Origin of the sequence: Mobiluncus curtisii subsp. curtisii ATCC 35241 (assembly GCF_000146285.1) — a bacterium.
In the GTDB taxonomy this organism is placed as follows: Bacteria; Actinomycetota; Actinomycetes; order Actinomycetales; family Actinomycetaceae; genus Mobiluncus; species Mobiluncus curtisii.
On record NZ_GL385912.1, the window covers coordinates 533,975 to 556,301 of the forward strand.

At 55.0% G+C, this 22,327-nt stretch carries 20 protein-coding genes and 1 tRNA gene; 14 read left to right on the forward strand and 7 right to left on the reverse strand.

Annotation, left to right across the window (positions count from 1 at the left end):
* Positions 1-58: 58 nt before the first annotated feature.
* The 5 genes from smpB to prfB all read right to left on the reverse strand — a co-directional run bounded on the left by smpB (position 59) and on the right by prfB (position 5,111).
* Positions 59-598, reverse strand: a complete 540-nt coding sequence (smpB, locus tag HMPREF0574_RS02380) for an SsrA-binding protein SmpB (protein WP_036324539.1) — start codon at positions 596-598, stop codon at positions 59-61.
* An 83-nt stretch (positions 599-681) separates the two neighbouring features.
* Entirely contained in the window at positions 682-2,010 is a 1,329-nt protein-coding gene (locus tag HMPREF0574_RS02385; RefSeq protein ID WP_236585849.1) for a M23 family metallopeptidase, read from the reverse strand.
* Between the two features lie 98 nt (positions 2,011-2,108).
* On the reverse strand, positions 2,109-3,023 hold the full coding sequence (ftsX, locus tag HMPREF0574_RS02390; protein WP_004007085.1) for a permease-like cell division protein FtsX: 915 nt from the start codon (positions 3,021-3,023) through the stop codon (positions 2,109-2,111).
* Positions 3,023-3,811, reverse strand: a complete 789-nt coding sequence (gene ftsE, locus HMPREF0574_RS02395; protein WP_004007086.1) for a cell division ATP-binding protein FtsE — start codon at positions 3,809-3,811, stop codon at positions 3,023-3,025. Before ftsE ends, ftsX begins: the two co-directional genes overlap by 1 nt.
* 169 nt (positions 3,812-3,980) lie before the next feature.
* Positions 3,981-5,111 carry a peptide chain release factor 2 gene (gene prfB, locus HMPREF0574_RS02400; RefSeq protein WP_004007087.1) on the reverse strand — a complete coding sequence of 377 codons (1,131 nt, stop codon included), beginning with the start codon at positions 5,109-5,111 and terminating at the stop codon, positions 3,981-3,983.
* 75 nt (positions 5,112-5,186) lie between these two features.
* Between prfB and HMPREF0574_RS02405 the strand changes: the two genes are divergently transcribed.
* The 11 genes from HMPREF0574_RS02405 (at position 5,187) to HMPREF0574_RS02455 (ending at position 19,437) form a co-directional block, all read left to right on the forward strand.
* Entirely contained in the window at positions 5,187-6,599 is a 1,413-nt protein-coding gene (locus HMPREF0574_RS02405) for a TrkH family potassium uptake protein (protein WP_036324844.1), read from the forward strand.
* 10 nt (positions 6,600-6,609) lie between these two features.
* Positions 6,610-7,314: a potassium channel family protein gene (locus HMPREF0574_RS02410; protein ID WP_004007089.1), complete on the forward strand. Its 705-nt coding sequence runs from the start codon at positions 6,610-6,612 to the stop codon at positions 7,312-7,314.
* Positions 7,315-7,464: 150 nt separating this feature from the next.
* Entirely contained in the window at positions 7,465-8,391 is a 927-nt protein-coding gene (locus HMPREF0574_RS02415) for a phosphate ABC transporter substrate-binding protein (protein WP_004007090.1), read from the forward strand.
* A gap of 24 nt (positions 8,392-8,415) precedes the next feature.
* Positions 8,416-9,489, forward strand: coding sequence for a phosphate ABC transporter permease subunit PstC (gene pstC / locus HMPREF0574_RS02420; protein WP_004007091.1), 1,074 nt, complete (start codon positions 8,416-8,418; stop codon positions 9,487-9,489).
* Entirely contained in the window at positions 9,486-10,556 is a 1,071-nt protein-coding gene (pstA, locus tag HMPREF0574_RS02425; protein WP_004007092.1) for a phosphate ABC transporter permease PstA, read from the forward strand. Before pstC ends, pstA begins: the two co-directional genes overlap by 4 nt.
* Before the next feature lie 6 nt (positions 10,557-10,562).
* Complete coding sequence (pstB, locus tag HMPREF0574_RS02430; protein ID WP_004007093.1) at positions 10,563-11,366, forward strand: phosphate ABC transporter ATP-binding protein PstB; 804 nt, start codon at positions 10,563-10,565, stop codon at positions 11,364-11,366.
* Positions 11,367-11,452: 86 nt separating this feature from the next.
* The gene (gene phoU, locus HMPREF0574_RS02435; protein WP_004007094.1) at positions 11,453-12,118 is read left to right on the forward strand and encodes a phosphate signaling complex protein PhoU; all 666 of its coding nucleotides are present in this window, start codon (positions 11,453-11,455) and stop codon (positions 12,116-12,118) included.
* 28 nt (positions 12,119-12,146) lie between these two features.
* A complete protein-coding gene (locus HMPREF0574_RS02440; protein ID WP_004007095.1) occupies positions 12,147-12,830 on the forward strand; it encodes a winged helix-turn-helix domain-containing protein in 684 nt (227 codons plus the stop codon).
* A gap of 42 nt (positions 12,831-12,872) precedes the next feature.
* Positions 12,873-14,426: a sensor histidine kinase gene (locus HMPREF0574_RS02445; RefSeq protein ID WP_004007096.1), complete on the forward strand. Its 1,554-nt coding sequence runs from the start codon at positions 12,873-12,875 to the stop codon at positions 14,424-14,426.
* A gap of 234 nt (positions 14,427-14,660) precedes the next feature.
* A complete protein-coding gene (locus HMPREF0574_RS02450) occupies positions 14,661-19,193 on the forward strand; it encodes an InlB B-repeat-containing protein (protein ID WP_004007097.1) in 4,533 nt (1,510 codons plus the stop codon).
* 171 nt (positions 19,194-19,364) lie between these two features.
* Positions 19,365-19,437 (forward strand) — tRNA-Ala (locus tag HMPREF0574_RS02455).
* A gap of 145 nt (positions 19,438-19,582) precedes the next feature.
* Here HMPREF0574_RS02455 and HMPREF0574_RS02460 read toward each other — a convergent pair.
* Both HMPREF0574_RS02460 and HMPREF0574_RS02465 read right to left on the reverse strand, forming a co-directional pair.
* Positions 19,583-19,771: a 50S ribosomal protein L11 methyltransferase gene (locus HMPREF0574_RS02460; protein ID WP_004007098.1), complete on the reverse strand. Its 189-nt coding sequence runs from the start codon at positions 19,769-19,771 to the stop codon at positions 19,583-19,585.
* A gap of 228 nt (positions 19,772-19,999) precedes the next feature.
* The gene (locus HMPREF0574_RS02465; protein ID WP_004007099.1) at positions 20,000-20,650 is read right to left on the reverse strand and encodes a DUF3800 domain-containing protein; all 651 of its coding nucleotides are present in this window, start codon (positions 20,648-20,650) and stop codon (positions 20,000-20,002) included.
* Positions 20,651-20,662: 12 nt separating this feature from the next.
* On the opposite strand from HMPREF0574_RS02465, the gene HMPREF0574_RS02470 reads away from it, so the two are divergent.
* From HMPREF0574_RS02470 to HMPREF0574_RS02480, 3 genes are all read left to right on the forward strand, one after another.
* Positions 20,663-21,367, forward strand: a complete 705-nt coding sequence (locus HMPREF0574_RS02470; protein ID WP_236585848.1) for a hypothetical protein — start codon at positions 20,663-20,665, stop codon at positions 21,365-21,367.
* A gap of 1 nt (position 21,368) precedes the next feature.
* Positions 21,369-21,632 carry a hypothetical protein gene (locus HMPREF0574_RS02475; RefSeq protein WP_004007101.1) on the forward strand — a complete coding sequence of 88 codons (264 nt, stop codon included), beginning with the start codon at positions 21,369-21,371 and terminating at the stop codon, positions 21,630-21,632.
* A gap of 183 nt (positions 21,633-21,815) precedes the next feature.
* A complete protein-coding gene (locus HMPREF0574_RS02480; protein ID WP_004007102.1) occupies positions 21,816-22,310 on the forward strand; it encodes a hypothetical protein in 495 nt (164 codons plus the stop codon).
* Positions 22,311-22,327: the final 17 nt, after the last annotated feature.

Genomic DNA, 22,327 nt, shown 5'->3' on the forward strand with positions numbered 1-22,327 from the left:
CGGGGAGAGCCGCTCCCCTACGCTGTCTCGGCACGCTGGGTTTCCTGCCCCACAGTGGTTACCGGGATCGCCGGTTCGCCTCCCGCAAAGCTCGCTGCGCCTCGCGGTCGTCCTCGCGCTGGCGGATGGTTTGGCGCTTGTCCCATTCTTGTTTGCCTTTCGCCACCGCAATCTCGACTTTGGCACGTCCGCCCACAAAATACAGCTCTACTGGCACGATCGTGTAGCCTTTTGCCGCCACAGCCCCTTCCAGCTTTATGATTTCGCGCTTGTGCAGCAACAGTTTGCGTTTCCGTTTCGGGGCATGGTTCGTCCAGGAGCCATAAAAGTATTCCGGGATGTTGGCGCCTTGCAGCCAGGCTTCCCCACGGTCCACTTCAACCCAGGCTTCTGAGAGCGAAGCCCGTCCCATCCGCAATGCTTTGACTTCAGTGCCGGTCAGTGACAGTCCCGCTTCGTAGCTGTCCTCCAAGAAATAATCGTGCGCAGCCTTTTTGTTCCGGGCGATGACTTTCTTGGCATCTGACTCTGCTTTGGCACGCTGAGAGGGGGTCAATTTCCCCGATTGCCCCGCCCCGTTAGCAGCTTTTTTACCCATAGTGTGCAATTTTAGCGCAAAAGCGCGGTCTGCCAACTTTTCCCCGGTACCGTGAGTACTCCCCATGTCAGGTCATTCGCTGTCTACAGCACGCCCATTGGATTGATAGTTTTCCCGTTTTGCCATACTTCGAAATGCAGGTGACACCCGGTCGAACCGCCGGTGGAACCAACCAACCCGATGACCTGCCCCTTTTGCACAGAAGCGCCGACGGAAACTTTGAACTGGGACTGGTGGCGGTACGTGGTCTGCCACTTGGAACCGTTGATGGTGCCGTGATTGATATAGGTGGATTTACCGCCGGCACCTTCCCAGCCGGCAAATGTCACCGTACCGGACTGTGAGGCGTAAATCGGGGTTCCGCAAGCAATCCCGAAATCCGTGCCGGCATGAAGCCGCCGCGTTTTCGTAATGGGGTGGACGCGGTATCCATAAGGCGAGGTCACCGATAGCGATGAGAGGGGCGCACCAAAAATTCCTCCCGAGATGGAGCGTGCCGGCATAGTGTCCGGCTGTTGATTCAACGCGGCAATTCGCGCGGCTGCCGCCGCCTGCGTGGCTTGTTCTTCCGCGATTTGCTTTTCAAATGCCGCCCGCTGATTGTTCAGCTGCCCCTGCTGGGCGACCTGTTTTTGTTGCAGTTCCTGGAATTCGCCCAGTTTGCGCTGTTGTTCCGCGCGGGCTTCATCCGCAGCTTGCACCGCCTGCTGAGCCTGTGTCTCCAGTTCTCCGATGCGGATACTCACGGCTTCTTGGCGAGCACGGGCGTTGTTATTGGCTGCATTGGCTTCTTGAGCTTCCACGATGGCACGATTTTGCGATTTGGTCGCCGTGGCTGCCACCTGGGCACGCAGCGTGAGTTCATCCAGGGACTGTGAATCCAGCAGCAGGGAAAGTGGCGAGGTTTCCAGCATCGCCCCGCGATATGCCATGCGTGCCATCTGACCGATAGCGACTTGGGTTTTTTCAATGGTTTGCTCACCCTGGGCGATTTGTTCGCGTAGCTCGGTTTTTTGACGATTCGCAATTGCCAGCCGGCTTTGGATTTGCTGATGTTTAGCTTGTGCGTCTGCCAGTTTAACCTGCGCATTGGCAACTTCAGTTTGCGCCACGGGGATAGCTGCCTTGGTTTGTTCCAGGGCGACTGCCAGCTGCACCAGATTCGCGTTGACTCCCTCTAGCTGGGACGCTAATTCGGCTTGTTTCTTTTTCGAGGCAGCCTGTTGCGCTTCGAGTTTCTTGCGCTCTTCGGAGTTTTTGTCTGTCCGCACGAGTCCAGTCGCGCTCGATCTCGGGACCGTAGCGTTTGCGGGGGTGAACGGCGCGTTGGCATAGCTAAGCGACGCTGTGGACATCGAGGCAATTCCGATTGCCGCCAGTGCCCCCATGAGCGCTCTCATTTTGCTTCGCACGTGTTCACCTCCTTTTCCGGTTTTCCCGGTAACGCGCTGTGCTAAAAGTTTAGCTAAATACCGAGGTTTTCCCCGTCTGAAACATCGCCCGCGGTGCCCTAAACTCGGGTGTAGCGGTTCAGGGATGCTGCCGAAGCTACGACAGCCAGCAGAATGGCTGCTAGCACCAAGAACGGCGCAATGAGCAGCACATCGTTGGACGAAATCAGCTCGACTACCCCGGAGAGTCCCGACAGCCAGGATCCAACCAGGAACTTTACGCTTGCCCACAGAATCGCTACCGAACCGAGGGCACCAATCGTCGCCGCGACCGCGCCCTCCACCATAAATGGCAGCTGCACAAACAGGTTCGAGGCTCCGACCAGGCGCATAATGGATGTTTCGCGTTCCCGGCTCATCGCGGACAGGCGGATTGTGGTGGTAATCAACAGGACCGCGGCGATAATCATCGCTACTGCCAGCCCGACAGCCAGGTAGGTCGCCTGATGCAGCCCGGTCAACAGTTTTTCCAGAATCTGCTTTTGGTCAATGACTTGGGCAACCCCGTCGCGTCCCTGCAGTTCTTCAACGACCACCCGGTACTGTTCCGGGTTCTTTAGCTTAATCCGGAACGATGCAGGCATCATGTCTGCTTTAACATATTGGTAATACTGTTCGGTCCCTGCCAGCTTTTTGAAACTTTCGAAGGCTTCTTCTTTCGTCTCGAAATACACATTGTCGATGTATTTGCTGAGCCGTTCGGACTTCAGCTGTTCGTCAATCGCCGCAATCTGTGCTTCAGTGGCTTCTTGACCGTTACAGTTGGGAGACACGTCGTCTTTGGTACACATCGACACGGAAATTTCGATTTTGCCGTACCAGGTATCGCGCAGGTTATTAATCTGCATTTCTGCCAGCACTGCTGACCCTACGAACAGCAGGGACACACAGGTCACGATAATCACCGCGACCGTCATCGCCAGATTGCGTCGCAAGCCCTGACCGACCTGGGATAATACGAAAGTTAGTCGCATTATTTCCGACCTCCTCTCCGTGCCGCGCCCACACCTTTCGGTTTCGGAAATGCGCCCAAGCCCGCAGCCGAGCTTTCAGCAGTGTCGACGCCACCCTTTGGCGCTGAGGCTCCATAAATGCCACGTGCCTGGTCGCGTACGACCCGACCTTCGTCCAGTTCAATGACGCGTTTGCGCATCTGGTTCACGATTTCTTCGTCGTGGGTCGCCATCACCACGGTGGTTCCCGCGCGGTTGATTCGGTCCAGTAGTCTCATGATGCCCAAGGACGTGGCGGGGTCTAGGTTGCCGGTCGGCTCGTCTGCCAACAGGATGGGCGGACGGTTCACCATAGCGCGGGCGATTGCCACGCGTTGCTGTTCGCCGCCGCTGAGCTCGTGGGGGAAACGCTTGTCTTTGCCACCCAAGCCGACCATTTGGAGTACTTCGGGGACGACCCGGCGGATAATCCGACGCGGCTTGCCGATGACCTGCAGAGCAATCGCGACATTGTCATACACGTTCTTGTTTTCCAACAGGCGAAAATCTTGGAACACTACGCCTACTTGGCGGCGCAACGCCGGCACTTTCCACCGGGACAGCCGCCCCAGGTCCTTGCCCAAGACCAGGATTTTCCCTTCCGTGGCGCTTTCTTCGCCGAGGACCAGCGACAGGAACGTAGACTTGCCCGATCCGGAGGTCCCGACCAGGAACACGAACTCGCCCCGTTCAATAGTGAGACCCACGTGATCCAGCGCTGATCGCGCTCCCCGCTTGTAAATTTTGGTGACGTTGTCGAACGTAATCAACCTTTTCTGCTCCCCAGTTCAGTTTCAGGTACCATACCAGTCTATTTATAACAAAACGATAAAAACGGAGTGACACCCGCAGAAGCGCAATCAGCGGGAAATCTGCAATTAATAGGGCTTGTTCGACCGTCGGTGCGGGAGCTTATCCGCATCGTTGACGGCGGGTCGTCTACTGGTCGCGGTGTTTTTCTTGATGTTTGCGCCAGCGAATCGCCGCATCGATAAATCCGTCCAGGTCACCGTCGAAAACGCTGTCGGGGTTGCCCGATTCATAGCCGGTTCGAAGGTCTTTGACCAGCTGTTGCCCATAGAGGAAATAGGAGCGCATCTGGTCGCCCCAGGAGGCTTTGACATCCCCTGCCAGCTCTTTTTTCTTATCGTGTTCTTGCTGGTGGCGCAGCATTAACAGGCGTGACTGCAGCACGCGCATCGCGGCGGCGCGGTTTTGAATCTGGGATTTTTCGTCCTGCATGGAGATGACGATGCCGGTGGGCAGGTGGGTCAGGCGCACCGCGGAATCCGTCGTGTTCACGGACTGACCGCCCGGTCCCGAGGAACGGAACACGTCTATCTTAATGTCGCTTTCGGGCACTTCGATATGGTCGGTCGTTTCAATTAGGGGTATGACCTCTACCGCCGCAAAGGAAGTCTGGCGCTTGCCCGCCGCGTTAAACGGGCTGACCCGCGCCAACCGGTGCGTCCCGGCTTCTACTGATAGCATCCCGTACGCATAGGGGGCATCAACCTGGAATGTTACCGACTTAATCCCCGCTTCTTCCGCATAGGACGTATCCAGCACTTTTGTAGCATAGTGGTGTCGTTCGCAATACCGCAGGTACATCCGCAGCAGCATCTGCGCAAAGTCGGCGGCGTCCACCCCGCCTGCCCCGGAGCGAATGGTGACGACCGCGAAGCGTTCGTCGTATTCCCCGTTCAACAGGGTCTTTACCTCCATCGCGTCCAGATCCTGTTTCAAAGTTTCATAGGTTTGTTCCGCGTCAGCGAGGATGGCGTCGCGGTCCTCTCCACTTTCTTCTGCCCCCAGCTCGACCAGAGCTTCCATATCGTCGATACGGGCACGCATCTTTTGCAGACGTTGCAAATCGGCTTGTGCTGCCGAAAGTGATTGCGTGACTTTTTGGGCGTGTTCCTGGTCATCCCACAAGTCCGGGGCGGCGGCTTGTTGCGTCAGGTCAGCAATCTTTTGCGTCAACAGTTCAGGGTCCATCACCGCTGAAATCGTCGCGAAAGACGCACGCAGTTTCTCAATCAGGGGTTGAAAATCATCGGGAGAAATCACCTTTTTACCTTACTGGTAATCCGGGGCGGTTCTCAAATGAGTTGCGTGGCGCCCTGCCGGGTTTATACTTGTCCGGTGGCTCGCATCTCCGAGTTTAATCCCGGTCGCAAGATTTCGGCAGCATTCCTGATAACTATCCTGGTGGGTACGGTATTGCTGATGCTCCCAGCATCCCGGAGCGGTGCTGCGGTCGCCACGAGTTTCGATGTCGTGGCTCCCCACGCTGTCCCCACCGGGGTTCCTGTTTTTGGTCCCTCGTTTGCGGATGGTGCTCCTCTGTCGATTGCGCTGTTCACCGCTGCCTCTGCCACCAGCGTGACGGGATTAATTGTGGTGGACACGGGCAGCTACTGGTCTGCTTTCGGTCAGGCTGTCATCTTCCTGCTGATTGAGTTGGGCGGTATCGGCACCATGACGATGGTCACACTGTTCGCTTCGGCGTTGCGCAAACGCGCCACTTTTGAGGATCGCGCGATTGCCAAAGTGTGGTTCGGCTTGACTCCGCGGGAAGTCCGGCATTCCGTGGGGCAGATTGTGGTGGCTTCGCTCTTGTTGCAGCTGGGGTTTGCTTTCCTCAATAGTCTCTATCTGTGGTTTTCCCATCATGCCACCTCACCGTTGCAGGCGATGGCACACGGGGTGTTCCTCACGGGTTCCGCTTTTAACAATGCCGGGTTTGCTCCTTATCAGGATTCGTTGATGAGCTTCAGCACTGAGCCTTTCCTGCTGTTGAGTCTGGGGGCGCTTATCGTGATTGGAGGCTTAGGCTTTCCTGTTTGGCTGATGCTTTACCGCAACGGCTGGCATTGGTGGAAGTGGGGCATGACCACCCGGATTATGCTGCTGGGCACCGCGGCGGCGATTGTGTTCGGCTGGGTCGCCATCACGGTTTTGGAATGGCACAATCCGCATACGTTTGGGGCGATGCCTGTCCCCGAGCGCCTGCTCAACGGGTTATTTTCCTCTGTCTCGCCACGCACCGCGGGCTTTAACTCTGTTGACATTTCCCAGCAATACCCTGAAACCTGGCTCATCACCGATGGGCTGATGCTGATTGGTGGGGGTCCTGCCGGGACTGCGGGCGGGCTAAAGATTACTACGGCGATTGTGGTGATGGCGACTCTTTGGGGTGAGATTCGGGGTGCCCACGCTATTAATATCTTGGGCTGGCGCCTGGCGCGTTCTGCCCAGCGGCAAGCCTTGGCGGTGCTTTCGCTGTTTTTCGGGCTGGTCGCGGTGGGGGCTTTCCTGCTGATGCTCTTTACCCCTTTCAACCTCAACCAGTGCCTGTTTGAAATCTGTTCCGCCTTGGGGACCGTGGGTCTGAGTACCGGCATCACTCCCCTGTTGCCTGTTGCGGCGCAATTCATGGTCATAATATTTATGATTCTGGGACGTATTGGACCGTTGACCTTAGCAGCGGCCCTCGCCACCCGGAGACGACCGGTAGCTTACGAACTGCCTCGGGATCATCCCCTTATCGGTTAGGACGACACAAATGAGCATATTTAATACGAATTCTGTCCCGGAGCCCCCCGCTCATCCGACCGGGAATCCACAAAGCGCGGTCGTCATCGGCTTGGGACGCTTCGGTTTGAGCATGGCGACCGAGTTGGAGGCCAGTGGTGTGGAGGTGCTGGGCATCGACTGTAACCCAGAAGTGGTGCAGCGCGCTTCGGCACTAATTCGTCACGTGGTGCGGGCGGATGCCACGGATAAGGAGGCATTAGCCCAGCTGGCAGTCGATGAGTACGCCTGCGGGGTGGTGACGATTGGTGGCGATTTGGCGGCTTCCATCCTGAGTGCCTCTGCCCTGCTGACCCTGCACTGTCCTCAGGTGTGGGCGAAAGCCTCCAGCGTGGAACAGGGTGAAATCCTCAACCAGATGGGTATCACCCGCGTGTTCTATCCGGAATCCGAGATGGGTTTGCGTGCCGCCCACCAGGTCGCCCAGTCTTTCGAGGACTACATCGACCTGGGACATGGGTTTGCCCTGGTTATCACCAGTCTGGGACCGCGTTACTGCGGAAAGACCTTGGGTGAACTCGACGTACGTCGCCGCGATGGATTCTCTATTGTGGCGATTCAATCCCCCGCTGACACTTGGGAGACCGCTCACGCCAAAACGATTTTGTCCCCTGCTGACCGGGTGATGGTGGTGGCACCCACCCGGATTATTTCCAAAATTACCCGGCGAGATTAATCAAAATTTCATGTAATCGTAAAGCAACAGGGAAATTGCCCTAAAGTAAAATTATTTTACACAGTCTTAACATTAGCCCCGCGCTAGCCTTAACAATCCTTTCTTACTATCTGACTTGGGAGTAAAAGTTCGAGGTATGAAAGGAACACCATGAAAATCTCTCGTATTGGCGCGATTTTTGGCGCTGGCTTGCTTTCCATGTCTTTGTTGACCGGCTGTGAGGGCGGTGGCAATCAGACCGCCTCCGGTACTGACGCCGAGTCCAGCGCAGCGCCTTCGACTCTGAGTGGCACCGTCACTGGTTCCGGCTCCTCCGCGCTGCTGCCCTTGGCGAAAGCCGCGGCCGAGGCTTTCATGCAGGATAACCCCGATGTGACCGTGACGATGAACGGCGGCGGTTCTGGGGAAGGTCTCAAGCAGGTTGCTGCCGGTTCTGTAAACATCGGTAACTCTGACGTTTTCGCTGGTGAAAAGCTCGATACGACCCAGGCCGCCGACTTGGTCGACCACAAGGTTTGCACCATCACTATGGCTCCGGTGGTCAACAAGGATTTGGGGGTAACGAACCTCACCACTGCCCAGCTGACCGATGTCTTTACCGGCAAGACTACGAACTGGAAGGAAGTGGGCGGTCCGGACGAAAAGATTGTGTTGGTCACCCGCCCGTCCTCCTCCGGTACTCGCGCCCTGTTTAAGACCTGGGCGTTGGGTGGTGCTGAGGAGGCCTCCAACCAGTCCCTTGAGACGGACGACTCCGGCACTCTGCTCCAGACCGTGTCCCAGAACAAGGGCGCTATCGGCTATGTGGCGCTGTCTTACCTGGTCGGCAAGGACGAAGTGCAGCCAGTCGCTATCGACGGCGTGAAACCGACCTTGGAAAATACCTACAGCGGTAAATACAAAGTGTGGGGCTATGAGCACATGTACACCAAGGGCAATCCCGATGCGGTGACCAAAGCGTTCCTTGACTACATGATGGGCGACAAGTTCGCCGCTGACCTGGAAAAAATGGGCTACGGTGTGTCCTCCAAGATGTCCGCCCAGGCTGCCGCTTCTCACCCTGACCCCGCGGCATAAAGAGACTCAGGCGCGACTGTACTAATGGCAACCACGGCTTCTTCGGTGCGGGAGCCTGAATCGATGGAAATGCAGATGACTGATGATGTGTCTACTCGTCTCAACTCCACGGATTCAGTGCTCCCGCAAACGCGCAACTCCGCAGCTGGGGCGGGTTTATCCCCCGCCAGGTCGCGGTTCGACTCTCGCGGGGCGGATAAACGTTTCCGTTTGGCAAACAAAATCGGCGGAACCATCGTGGCGATTGCGGGTATTTCCCTCATCGCACTCACGGTCATGATTGGTCTGTTCCTGCTGTACAAGGGTTCTTTCACCTTTACCGCGTTCCAGCATTCCGTCGGAGAATTCCTGTTTTCCCCGGACTGGAATCCCCAGGACAGCCCGGACTTGACTCTGCGCGGCAGTGTCGGCGCCCTGATTTTTATTCTGGGTTCGCTGATGACCTGTTTCCTGGGTCTGGCCATCGCTACGCCTTTCGCGGTGGGAGCCGCCGTGTTCATCACGGAAATCGCTCCGTGTGCGGGTGAGCGCCTGTTCCGTCCCGCGGTGGAACTGTTCCTCGGTATCCCCTCCGTGGTTTACGGCTGGGTCGGCTTGACCGTCCTGGTGCCTTTTATTCGTGACTATTTTCACGCCCCCCTGGGCGGCTATTCGGTCCTGGCGGCGGGCATCGTCCTGGCGGTCATGATTTTCCCGACCATCACCACAGTTTCTGCCGACGCGATTACCGCGGTTCCTGACCACTACCGCGAGGCTGCCTACGGTCTGGGGGCTACCCGCTGGCAATCGATTTACCACATTGTCCTGCCTGCCGCGCGGAAAGGCATCTTGACCGGCATTATTCTGGGTTTGGCCAGGGCTTTTGGCGAGGCTCTGGCGGTTGCGATGGTCATCGGCAAAACTCGCGCCCTGCCGGCTGATATTCTCTCTCCGACCAGTTCGCTGACCACGGCAATTACCGCCGACATGGGAAACACCACCAACGGCGGCGAACACAACTCGGCATTGTGGACCATGGCTTTGCTGCTGTTTCTCATCTCGATGTTCTTTATTTTTGTGATTCACCTCATCGGCACAGAGAGGAAACAGAATCGATGAGTACCGCTACGACTACCGCTTCGGGTCTTTCCGCTCAGATGGAACACCGTATTCGCCGCGCCAAGAGCGTCAACAACCTGATGACCGGCGTCTTTGGCGCTATCGGGGGTTTCTTCCTGATGTTGATTGTGGCGCTGGCGGCATACATTGTGTTTCGCGGTCTGTTGAGTTTTGACCCCGTGTTCCTCAGTTTCACCCGTGACGGCATCATGAACCAGGTGTTCAACACCGTTTACCTGGTGTTTTTGTCCCTAATTGTGTCCGTTGCGCTCGGTGTTCCCGCCGGAATCTACATGGCTGAATACGCTCCAGAGAACCGCTGGACCGGGTTCATCCGCATCTCTATCGAGTCTCTGTCCTCCCTGCCATCCATCGTGGTCGGTCTGTTCGGTTACCTGGTCTTTATCCTCATGGTGGGGCAACAGTGGAACCTGCTGGCCGGCGCTTTGGCAGTTTCGATTCTGAACTTGCCCCTGGTCACTACGTCTACCGAGTCGGCTCTCCGGGCGCTGCCCGCAGACCTGAAGTACGGTTCGGCGGCTTTGGGCGCGACCCGCTGGACCACCATTGTGCGGGTGCAGCTTCCGGCGGCTCTCCCCCACCTGATGACAGGGGTGGTGCTGGCGGCTGAACGCGGTTTCGGGGAGGCTGCCGCCCTGCTCTATACCGCCGGCATGTCCACCAACATCAACTGGTCCTCCATGGACATCACCTCCCCCACCAATGCATTCAACCCTGTGCGTCCCGGCGAGACGTTATCGCTGCACGTGTGGGCGATGCGTACCGAGGCGGTGGAACCCAACGCGGTGGACATCGCTAACTTCTCTGCCGCGGTGTTGGTGATGATTGCCCTCCTGTTCTCGATTTTGGCTCGCACCATCACGAAACGGGTTCACGCCAGCCTGGCGGGCCTGTCTGACCAGGCTCCCCAGGGCGGCACAGGCAAGTGGCGTAAGGTCAACGCTGGAACCCCCGTCCCCGCTACTGACACGGTGAATCGTCCCGAACCGACTATTGACGCTACGAACTTCACCGACCGTTTCCACACTGATAAAGGAAAGGAATAATCACTCATGACTGCGCAAACCAACGTCCTGGCGTCCCCCTCGGCGCCCAAAATTTCCACCACCGCCAAGTTTTCCGCGCGTGACCTGCACCTGCATTACGGCGATTTTGAGGCTCTCAAGGGAGTCAACATCGACATTCAACCCCGCAAAATCACGGCTTTGATTGGCCCCTCCGGCTGCGGCAAGTCGACTTTCCTGAAAACCTTGAATCGAATGAATGACCTGGTCAAGGGCGTTAGCATCACCGGTCAGGTACTGCTGGACGGCGCGGATATTTTCAAGGATATGGACGCCCTCGCCCTGCGGAAGCGGGTGGGCATGGTGTTCCAGCAGCCCAATCCGTTCCCCAAGTCGGTCTTTGACAACATCGCCTATGGGCCGCGTATCAACGGGATTCGCAATCACCGGGAGCTGAGCGAAATCGTGGAGCGTTCCCTGCGTCAAGCCGCGATTTGGGACGAGCTAAAGGATCGCTTGCACAAGTCCGCCGTGGGGCTTTCCGGGGGTCAGCAGCAGCGCCTGTGCATCGCCCGCGCTTTGGCTACCGAACCGGACGTCATCTTAATGGACGAACCGACCTCCGCTCTGGACCCGATTTCTACTTCCAAGATTGAGGAACTGGTCGTGGACCTGGCTCGGGATTACACCATCGTGATTGTGACCCACAATATGCAACAGGCTTCGCGTATCGCCGACAACACGGCGTTCTTCCTGCTGGGCGAACTGGTGGAGTACAACGATACGGAAACCCTGTTCAGCGTGCCGTCGGACCAGCGCACCGAGGACTACATCACGGGTCGGTTCAGCTGACACTGTTTTCGCGTGCCCCGGCGGACTCCGCTGGTGCGCGACGGGGAAATACCGTTCTGAGTTATGGAACAGAAAGTAGGGAGTTAATGCGATCCCGATTCGATCAACAACTCACGCAGCTCAGCGAAATGCTGGTGCAGACCGGAGAGCTGTGCGAACAGGCCATCAGTCAGACCATGGTGGCTCTGTCCAGTTCCAGCGATGAAATCGCCCGTGAAGTCATCCGGGCTGATGCCCACATCGATCAGATGGAACGGGACATTGAGCACTTGTGTCTGAAATTGCTGTTGCAGCAGCAGCCCGTGGCGGGGGATTTACGCCAGGTTTCCGCCGCCCTCAAAATGATTACCGACATGGAACGTATCGGCGATCAGGCAGCGGATATTGCGGAAATCGTGAAGTCTACGGATATGTCCCTGGTGCGAGGATTCCCCAAGATACCTCAGATGGCGGCGAAAACTGCCGCGATGGTCCATGATGCGGTCCAGTCTTTTGTCGACCGCGATTTGGCTTTGGCTACTGCCACCCAAGCGGCGGATGACGCGGTAGACCGGATGTTTGCTGAGGTCGCCACCGAGATGATTGATTTCATTGTGCATGCCGATGCCGCGGACGCTCAAAAGGCTATCGACGTCATCATGATTGCCAAATATCTGGAACGTATCGGGGATCACGCCACGAACCTCGCCGAGTGGGTGGATTTCTCGATTACGGGGGTACACGATGTCAGCTTCGACACAAAATCCGCCTGAATCGGGCGGTCCTTGGAATAATGGAAGTGTGATTTATTTTGTCGAGGATGACCTGAACATTCGAGATTTGGTCGTTTACACCCTCGGTTCCACCGGGTTTACCGCTCGGGGTTTCGCTGATTATCGGGAATTTCGCGAAGCGATGACGGAGCTGCTCCCGGAAATGATTTTGCTGGACATTATGCTGCCGGGCGTTGATGGTATCCAGATTTTGCGTCGAATTCGGGCTAACCCGGAAACCGAGGACATTCCGGTCATCATGGTTACGGCAAAAGGCGCCGAGTTTGACAAGGTCAAGTCCTTGGACTTGGGGGCTGACGACTACATCACCAAGCCGTTTGGCATGATGGAGCTGGTGTCACGAGTCCGGGCAGTGCTGCGCCGCGTGGCTCGTCCCGCTGATTCTACTGTTGGGGACGAGGAAATCCTCACCATCGGCTCTATTGACCTGAACCTGCCCCGCCACACGGTCGCGGTTGCGGGTCGGGAGGTGAAACTGACGCTAAAGGAATACCAGCTGTTAGAGGAGCTGATGAGCCAGCCGGGGATTTTGTTTTCCCGCAACAGACTGCTGGATTCAATCTGGGGATACAGTTTCCATGGCGGGACGCGCACGGTCGATGTGCATATTCGCACGCTGCGCAAGAAACTCGGTCCGGCTGCGAAACATATTGAAACCGTGCGTGGCGTCGGCTACAAGATTTCCGAATGAGTGCGTTGTTAGCGTAACCGCCATCGAATCAAGGGAGATTATATGCGACGCAAGATTTTGGGGGCTATCTCAGGTATTTCTGCCCTAGCTCTGGTGCTTGCTTATGCCGGTTCCGTTTTGTTCTTTTACCAGGTCAATCGTGCCAACATTTTGAACGCCCTGACCGAAGAGGGCAACCTGTTGGCGCTGAGCCTGGAGCATCATCCCGACGGTATGCAGACCCGGATGCTGACCGACTTTCACCGGCAGACCCCGGGGGTTCGCTTGACGTTGGTGGCCAGTGATGGTGAAGTTCTCTATGATTCCGAAGTCCCTGCCGCTCAGATGTCTAACCACGCGAACCGACCCGAGATCGTCTCGGCTTTGAGACGCCAGGCTGCCGGGTTGGGTTCCGATATCGAGGTACGTGATTCTGATACTCTCGGCGAGGATATGTGCTATTACGCGCGGGCTATTCCGTCGGGCAAAATCGTTCGCGTGGCGCGTCCTGTCCGCACGTTTTATGCCACGGTCCTGTCTGGGCTGCCGATTTTGGGCGGCATCGCCCTTGGTGTATTCGGGCTGTCTTTCCTCATTGCGCGACGTCAGGCCCGCCTGATTGTCGCGCCGCTGGAACAGATTGACCTGAACCACCCGCTCTCGGGCACCCCTTATGACCGCGACCGGCTGCCCAAGGTCAGCAAAAACGGGGTGTTCGGGAACTCCAGCGTTTTCGGTGGCGGAGGGATTTTCGGTTCGGGAGCCTGCACCGACACGCCCGCGGACGAGGATCCGAATCAGCCTGAGTCTGCGGAGCCTCCCCTGCCCTCCGATGCGCTCCAAGCCTACGGTAAGGACCACGGAACGGTCCCGATTTACCCCGAGTTTTTGCCGCTGCTGCAACGTCTGGAACATCAGAATCGGGATAAGGAAGCCGCCGCGCGTTCCCGCCGCGAGTTTTCCGCTAACGTGTCTCACGAGTTGAAAACCCCGCTGACCTCTATCTCTGGATATGCCGAGATTATTCGTAATGGTTTGGTGAGAGACGAGGATATTCCAGGTTTTGCCGAGCGCATTCACCAGGAGTCCTCCCGACTGTTAGACCTGATTGGCGACATTATGGAGCTGTCCCGGCTGGACGAGGGTGGTCTGCCGGCAGAAGCGGGGGAGGTCGATTTGTTTGGTTTGTGCCGTACGGTGGTGGAGCGGCTGCAGGCTCGCGCCGCGGCCTTCGATGTGAAGCTGACCTTGTCCGGCTCACGCACGACGCTCATCGGGGTGGAGCCGCTCCTGGGTGAGATGGTGTACAACCTGGTGGACAACGCGATTAAGTACAATCGCGAGGGCGGTGAGGTGAACGTTTGGGCAGGGACGCACCTGGGCAGGCCCCAGCTGGTCGTGACCGACACGGGTATCGGGATTCCTCTCGAGGATCAGGAGCGCGTGTTTGAGCGGTTTTATCGGGTGGATAAGTCGCATTCGCGACAGACCGGGGGTACCGGTTTGGGGCTATCTATCGTCAAGCACGCCGCTAGCCTGCATTCGGCAGAGATTACGGTGAACTCGACTCCGGGTCAGGGCACGCGCATCGAAGTGACTTTCCCGGACGCGGCTTGAATTTAGCGCCACTCAACGACACCAAGCGCGCGCGGATTCGGGGGAGTGACGCGTAGCTGTAGCCGCCTATGGGCTCGTGTCATGGATAGAAATCAGGTTAAGCCGTGAACTAGTTTTTCAAACTGTGATTTCATATAATGAAAAATGTTTAATTTTTGAAAATAAGCTCCGAGGTCACGTTGTAAAACATTCCATCTTTGAATGTGTCGTGATCACCGGGGAGGGGATAATTCCATGAATGTTCACTTTAAGCAAGCTGTTGCAGGGATAATTGCGCTGGGACTGGTACTTCCAGGGGCGATGATTTTATCTTCGCCGGGGGAAGCTAGCGCCGCCGAACACAGCACCTATGCAGACTCTCTGAGCGCCGAACCGGTAAAGCTTTCAGGCAGCGAAACTGCTGCGGATGTCATCAAGAACCCCGCGCAGCCAGATATTTACACCCTACGTAGCGACTATGAAATTACAAAAGATGGACATAATATCATCAACTACCAACCCTACGTAGCCACCGTGGGAGCAGCCGCTACCTCAGAGGAACAGAACAAAGTCGACAAGACCATTAAGCTGCCACAGTTTGCTGGCTATAACAAGCCTACGGATAATGCTAATGATCCAATCAATAACTACCACATCGACTACCAACGAGTCGTAGATGCAGCCCAAGCTGGGAGCACCACTGGTGACACCGAATATGGAAAAGTACACCAGGCGAAAAAAGAGTATATATACAAAGGTCTGCCTGGAACCATCACGATAAAGCACGTGTTTCAGGAATTACGAAAAATTAATGAATACAGTAGAAAGCCGGGAACTAACACCGACATTATCACTACGCAAACCGGACAAGTTGGTGACAAGCCTCTCATCAAGCCCTTACCAGCTGCTGAAATAGCTGGTTTTGTACCCGAAAATAAAGAGATGAGGGTTTTAATCACGCAACGTGGTCGCAACGTGGAAATGCGTTACAACCGCGCCTACTATGCGGTCACATTTGACACCCAGGATGGGACGGCGGTGCCCACTCGCACCCTGTATTACGGACAAGAAATTCCTGCCATCAAGAGCACTGATATCCCCACCAGAATTGGAGCTAAGTTCTTAGGCTGGAAGCCATCTGTCGATTTGCACGGCACTTTGAATGGGACAGAAACTACATTTAGGTCTAATGAAATCATTAAAGACAGCGCCGGTACCCCTCTCAAAGATCTAAACGCCAAACTAATCATGCCGGCTCACCATATAAAGTTCACGGCAGTTTGGGAGGAGGATCCTACGGCAGATTATGCGATTCAATTTTGGACGGAAAAAGCTGATCATGCTGATAACGCTCCGCTCTTACAAAAGTATGAATTCGTGGGCACTCACGTGTACCGGAACAAGGCCACAGGTTACCGTCCGAATCTGGAGGAAGAGCCCATCAAGGGAGTGGAATTCCCCGATTTGGATAAAAAACGTTTAGTTAAAATCTGGAACGGAGATAAGTTCCTGTCTGGTCGGTTCCTGTATTTCAATAAATTCTATAAATACAATAAAACTTTAACTGATAGCGAAAATGCTGATCCAGATACTCCCAGTGAGGTAAAGCCTGTTTCCGCTACCGGCAAGACCGTCTATAACATCTATTTCGACCGACAGGTCTATGAAGTGTACTTTACGAAATCTAACGTCAGTAGTATGGATTCTTTCTTTCCTACAATATGGCGGTATAATAAACAATCAGGTGAACCAGAACAAGTAGGTGGGCCAGGACACCCCTACCACTTCAAAGCCAGATTTAACCAGCGCATGTTAGATTGGCCGAACGATGCCCTCCAAACCAAGGGGTTCGATGAGGGTAAGCAAAGCTTCGGGTGGGGGCCGAACTTCTTAGAACCGAATTGGATATACCGCGACACGCCTCCTTACCGGCTATCAGCTGATGACTTCTTAGACATGGAGGAATACACTAAATACTCCGGCTACACCAGCCAAATTGATGCCGGCGACGGTACCACCATCCCGGTTAATCTGGCGGCAAATCCACAAACTTTCACCACGCTCTCTTTTGGTATCGTGCAAGCAGGTGATAACGGTAACCCGTCGACACCTCACCACATGGACTTTTGGATGGATGGCTTTGACATAAATCCAGACTGGCAACCTGGCATGGATCCGAAAGAAAAATATAATAAAATTATTGACTACGACCTTTATAGATCTAAAGCCGATACAAACAGTTCCAGCTATAGTCATAAGGCTCCGGTAGTCCAAGGCTTTACCCCTTACGATATAAACCCCGGGACGGGCATCGCGTCGGAGGATTCGAGACCACTGACGGAAAACGATTTTGATGAGCTGAACGAGGCGCGGGGCGAGATAACGCCATACCCCAAAGAAGAAATAACAGACATTTTTGGTAATACCGACAACAAGGGTAAAATGCACTTTATAAAAGCATTCTTTAGTAACGCCGATGAGTTTGGCGACCCACTAGAGGGTGACGAATTTGAAGAAAATGGCTATATTCGTTTTTACTACAAACGCAATCAGTATAAATTGCGTTTCAATAATGACCCCGCCACCATCAAAGCTGACAGCGAATATAATGCAAGCAATCAGAAAGATATCTTTTATCAAAAACCTTTACAGGATTTGAATCTGGATAACGTTGATACTTTGTTAGACATGGGTCTAACGGATCTTTTAGAACGGGATAGCCACGGAGACTATCAAGTTAAACGACCCGCCGGACTCGCGCCCAATATGGTATTCAAAGGCTGGTCCCTGGACCCTGCCGGACGGAAAATGGTTTCGGACAGCAAAGAAACCATGCCTGCTCACAACCTGGTCCTCTACGCCAAGTGGGAGGAACCTGACTATAAGTGGAAAGTCACTTTTGACCCGGCAGGCGGCACTTTGCCACCCGTTGACGCCGCACAGCTCGCGACAGAGCAAAAAACCATCCGGGAGATGACTGGCACCCATGTGGGTAAGGTCACCTATCCCCAGAAAACTGCTGCCGCATCGGGAGCTACCCCAGATGACAAGCAGGTATTCACCGTGCTGCATCGCCAGAAACTGGTAGAGCCTACCAAGCCCACGCGGGACGACTATTCTTTCCTAGGATGGGAAGTATTGCACTACAAGAAAGATGCTCACGGCAGATACACCGATGAGATTGATAATTCCTATCGTCAGAGGTATATCGTCCCTGAGCTGTATTCTTTCGGAAATGAAGTGGTGGATTCCCTTTACCTCAGGGCGATTTGGGTAAAGAACGACTTTGAAAAGGTTAAGGTGTATCACCACTTCTTAGATAGCCAATACCGCACCGACCCGAGTGTTCCAGATAATCCTAAAATCATCGTTTTAGAGCAGGAACGTGCCGGACAATATACGATGGCACTCGCTACTCAACAAAACGAGAAATGGCTCCTTGCCCAACATGACGAACTGCTGAAGACCAAAGACCAGCAACTTAAGGCACTCTACACCGAATACAACGACCGTTTAGGCTTCGAAAACACAGGTTTCCAAACGTTTAGGGTGCAGCCAAAACAGATTATCGAAAATGGTCATCCCGTACCTAATCCCGAATATAAGAACAACGAATTTCACTTTTTCTATGTTCCTTTCCGGACCCGTAACTACAAAGTTAACTATGTGGACGAAAGAGCCCAGGCGGAATTGCGGACAGCCACCACGGAGGCTCAGAAACAAGCCATTATTAACAAATACCGCCTCATCGACCAGGAACAGGTCTCTAGCCAAGCACGCCACTATGATGCGCGAAACTACAAGCCGATCAAAGGGTGGAAGCTCACCTCAGCGCCGCAACAGCAGCTCTTTTACGATGTAGAGGAAAGTACCAATAAATTCCTAGGTATCAACGGCACCGGCTCTGATGAAATCACTTTCTTTTACCGGGATGTCCGAATCATCGAGGTACCCCAGGGAGGCGTGACTCCTCCCGGATATGTGCGGGTCACGTTTAAGGCCAGTGAGGGCGGCTCCTTTGGCTCGGATGCCGCAGGGCACCCCATCACGGAACTGCATTACGATGTCCTCAAGGGTACTAAATCAAGCCAGCTTCCTGTTCCGCAGGAATTGGGAGGCGGTACTCGCAATGCCGACAAATACTATATCACCCCGGATGCGGGCAGGAATTTTGTAAACTGGGACAAAGACCCGCTTTCTCCGGTCATCACGCTTGATGACAGCTCTCATGTCTTTACTGCGCAATTCTCGGCTCCGGCGCCGACTCCGCCTGCGCCGACTCCGGGTCCAACCACACCACCCGCGCCGACGCCTAACCCGACCACGCCCGCGCCGACGCCTAACCCGACCACGCCTGTGCCGACACCCAATCCGACTACGCCGACTACTCCGCCGACGCCTGGTCCGACCACGCCCGCGCCTAGCCCGGCTACGCCGACTCCGGGAGGGACACCCTCGACTCCGGTTTCACCGGCGCCCAGCACGCCAAGCACTCCGGCTACCCCAAAGCCGAGCCAGCCGAGTGAACCGAGCCAGCCGGAAACGCCGGCACCGCCGCGTTCACCTGAAAATTTCGGGAAACCGGCTACACCTGCGCTCCCCGGTAAGAGCCTTACCCCCTCTCTACCGCCGTCTGCGCCCATCAGTCCCGACCAGCAGCACAAGTCGAATCCGGCTAAGCTTGCGGCGACTGGAGCGAACTCGCTGCTCTATCTCTATGCGGCGATTTTGTTCACCGTAACCGGTGGCTTGATGGTCAGGATTAACAGAAGACGGGTTCGGGATTAAAACGAACCTCGGCGGGGCACCGTATATACGGTGCCCCGCCGTCTTTAATCGTCATAATGCACCGCAAGCCTACACGCTTGCGACATTGCCCGACTTTCGCGCTAAATATAACCCAGTTACACTGTTAATTTGCTGTCCTAGCCCAGGTTATATATACTGTTTAGGCACTTCGGGGCATTGGCGCAGTTGGTAGCGCGCTTCCATGGCATGGAAGAGGTCAGGGGTTCGAATCCCCTATGCTCCACATTACGAAGTCGCGGAAACCTTTGGTTTTCGCGACTTTTGCATTTTACAGTCGTGAGTTTTTGGGCGTGCTGAAAGCTGACACCTAGCAGGGTGCCGATGTCTCGATAGGACAGCCCAAGGGCGTAAAGGTCGGATGACGCTTCTTACGCCACGTTGGTGGCTTTGGCTCGCGTTTTTGAAGCTTTGCGCTGCAGTTCGATTGCTGGGGCGGAAACCGAGGTAAACGCCGGGTCTGGAATCACGTTTACTGCGGTGGTTTGCGGGTTTTCCTCCACTTCGGGGAACAGGGTCAGTGCGTCTTGAACCTGCGCGGGAATCTGGGTAAAGGACAAATTGCAGGGATGCTATGCCATGCGGGGCAGGGTGTCGTTGCCGTGGTAGCCGTCGTTGCGCCGGTCGGAGAATAGCGGGGTAGGCTCGGTATCAGACAAGTGCTAGGTCTTAGCGGTTTCGTAATTAAGGCTTGACGACAGGCAGAAAATTATGAAACAATCGGGATGCCAGCGAGAAGAGGGTCAGGGATTCTTTTCCACTATGTGGATAGCTGGCAACAATCTTTTTTACACTCCCCACGGGTGCCGAACACAGTCGGACGGAATCCGGGCACACACCTCAAAATCCTGCAAGTTTCTCTTGGACATGCGGCGTTGCAATCCCCAAAGCATATAGTCCGCAATCTGTAATCCCGAGGATGATGCGGAGTCCCAGTAGCAAGGTGTTATTTCTTGGGGCATCTGGTTAGAAATATCCAGCAGAGCCGTCTCGGCTGCGGTTTTCTCGGATTTCGTGCCGAAGGTCGCGAGCACCAGGTACAGGTGGTCGTTTTTGTCGAAAGCTGTTTGGCACAACCCGCGGACGTGTTCATACAATGCTAGTTTGTATAGCCGCATTTTCCCGGCCTGCTGCACGTAACTATACGCCCTGGATTTGTACAGGAATGTCGCGTGGAAGACTGGGGGTTGTTGGCTTAGTAACGCGAATACCTGGGCGCGTGTGTTCATGGAGTCGTTTTTTGCGTGGAAACCACGGGGCAGTGATATACCTTGGTCTTCCAGGGAGGCACGCAATACCAGCATATTCCACAGGATGTCAGCGTGCTCGTCTTTGAAGGTGGCGGAGCCGATTCCGAAATAGGGGCTGTCGCTTTCTGTTTGCGGTTCCCGGAAATCCAGGGTGCCGGTTTCATCTATGTAGACGAAGTAATCTGCCATAGCGGTAATTCTATGGCATGCTGGACGTCGAACCGGTATCACGATGATTGCGACTGTGTTCCAGTGCCGGTGGTTGGCCGCTGGGTGGTTGATGATTCCATTCGCGGAGCGCATTGGGAGGGACAGAACCCCGGATACGACTTCGAGGAACTCTACGAGAAAGAATACTTGCCCTATCATCATGCTGGGGACACCCCTGAGGACGTGATGAAACGCCGCCGCGCTGTACAGCGTCAAGCGAAGCAAACTGAGAAACGCAATACCCGCAAAGCCTCACTTGATGGTACTTTGCAAAGGGAAAAGTGGGACGCATACCGGTCTTGGGTTGAGAACCAAGCGAGGCTGAAAGGAATAGTCATTGACGGAGAGGCATTCAAGCTCCCGCCAAAGAACTGGGAAGAACCACCGGACGATTGGCCGCAAGACTTACCACTACTTCGGGCGTTGGAGTGGAATCATATACTTTTCAGCAATGTCAAAGGTGGAGGGCACCTTCAGGGGTACGGTTGGATTAAAGACCGCACGGAATTCGATAAGGAATGGACTCCAGAGGTAATAGCAGACAAATTGCGTAAATTACTTCCGCTAGTGCCCTATGAAAAGGTTGAACGCACAAGTAAGTTTGTGGTGACAGATTCAGGTATCAATTATGCCATCGGAATTTCAGAATCACACGGTATAATAAGAGTAACGACTTTCTATCGGATGGAGGACTAAAATGGATGAGGGCGAAGAGGAAATACGTTTGGTTCTCCAGCATATGCACCAGCAAAAGGTCATTACTGATCAAGAGTTCAAGGATATGAATTCATTCATCGATGAGGATGGGACTCTTGGCGCACTGGCAGGCATAAGCGCTGTGGTACAGAATGACCCAAATGGCATTCCCTCAGAACTGCTTGACGAAATCCTCGCCCTCGAACCAGTGTTTGAAGAGGGCTATTATGAAGAAATGCTAGATGCGTTGCAGGAACGCGTCTAACCAAACAAAACCCATCAGCAACCGTCTTGGCTATACGCCAGGGCGGTTTTCTTATGCCCACTATCCCGGGGCATACCGTGACTACCCAACCAGCCCCCTAGGGTGCGTGTTGTTACACCAGGCGACACGAAAGGTTTGGGGTTTTCTGGTGGCCAATAACTACTCCGAAAGGGAGGCCTAACTATGCCCGAAACAAACACCAACGCTGAGCAGCCCCAGGCGGCTGCAGCATCTGCCGATGTTCCGGCCGCGGATTCTGTACCGAAGGAGTCGCGTACTTTCACTCAGGAGGAAGTCAACGCTTTCCTCGCTGAGGACCGTCGGAAGACCGCGAAGAAGTATGAGGGATTCGATGCTTTGAAAGCGAAGTTGGCTCAGTACGAATCCTCTAAGACTGACGCTGAGAAGCTTCAGGAAAAGGTAGCTGAGCTCGAGCGGGCGAATCGTGATGCGGTTCGCGCGAAGGTCGCGTCTCAGTATGGGATGCCTATCGAACTGGTTACTGGTGAAACTGAGGAAGAATGCGTGGCTCAGGGTGAAGCGTTCAAGAAAGTTCTTGCTGACGCGAAGCCTGCTGGTCCGTCCTCGAAGGTTTTGGGTAACCCCACGAAGGGGGCACCTGCTTTGAACTCTGACGTGTTGGAAAACGCGCTGAGGGCAAAGCTTGGAATCGCGTAATTTCAGCCTCTACAAGA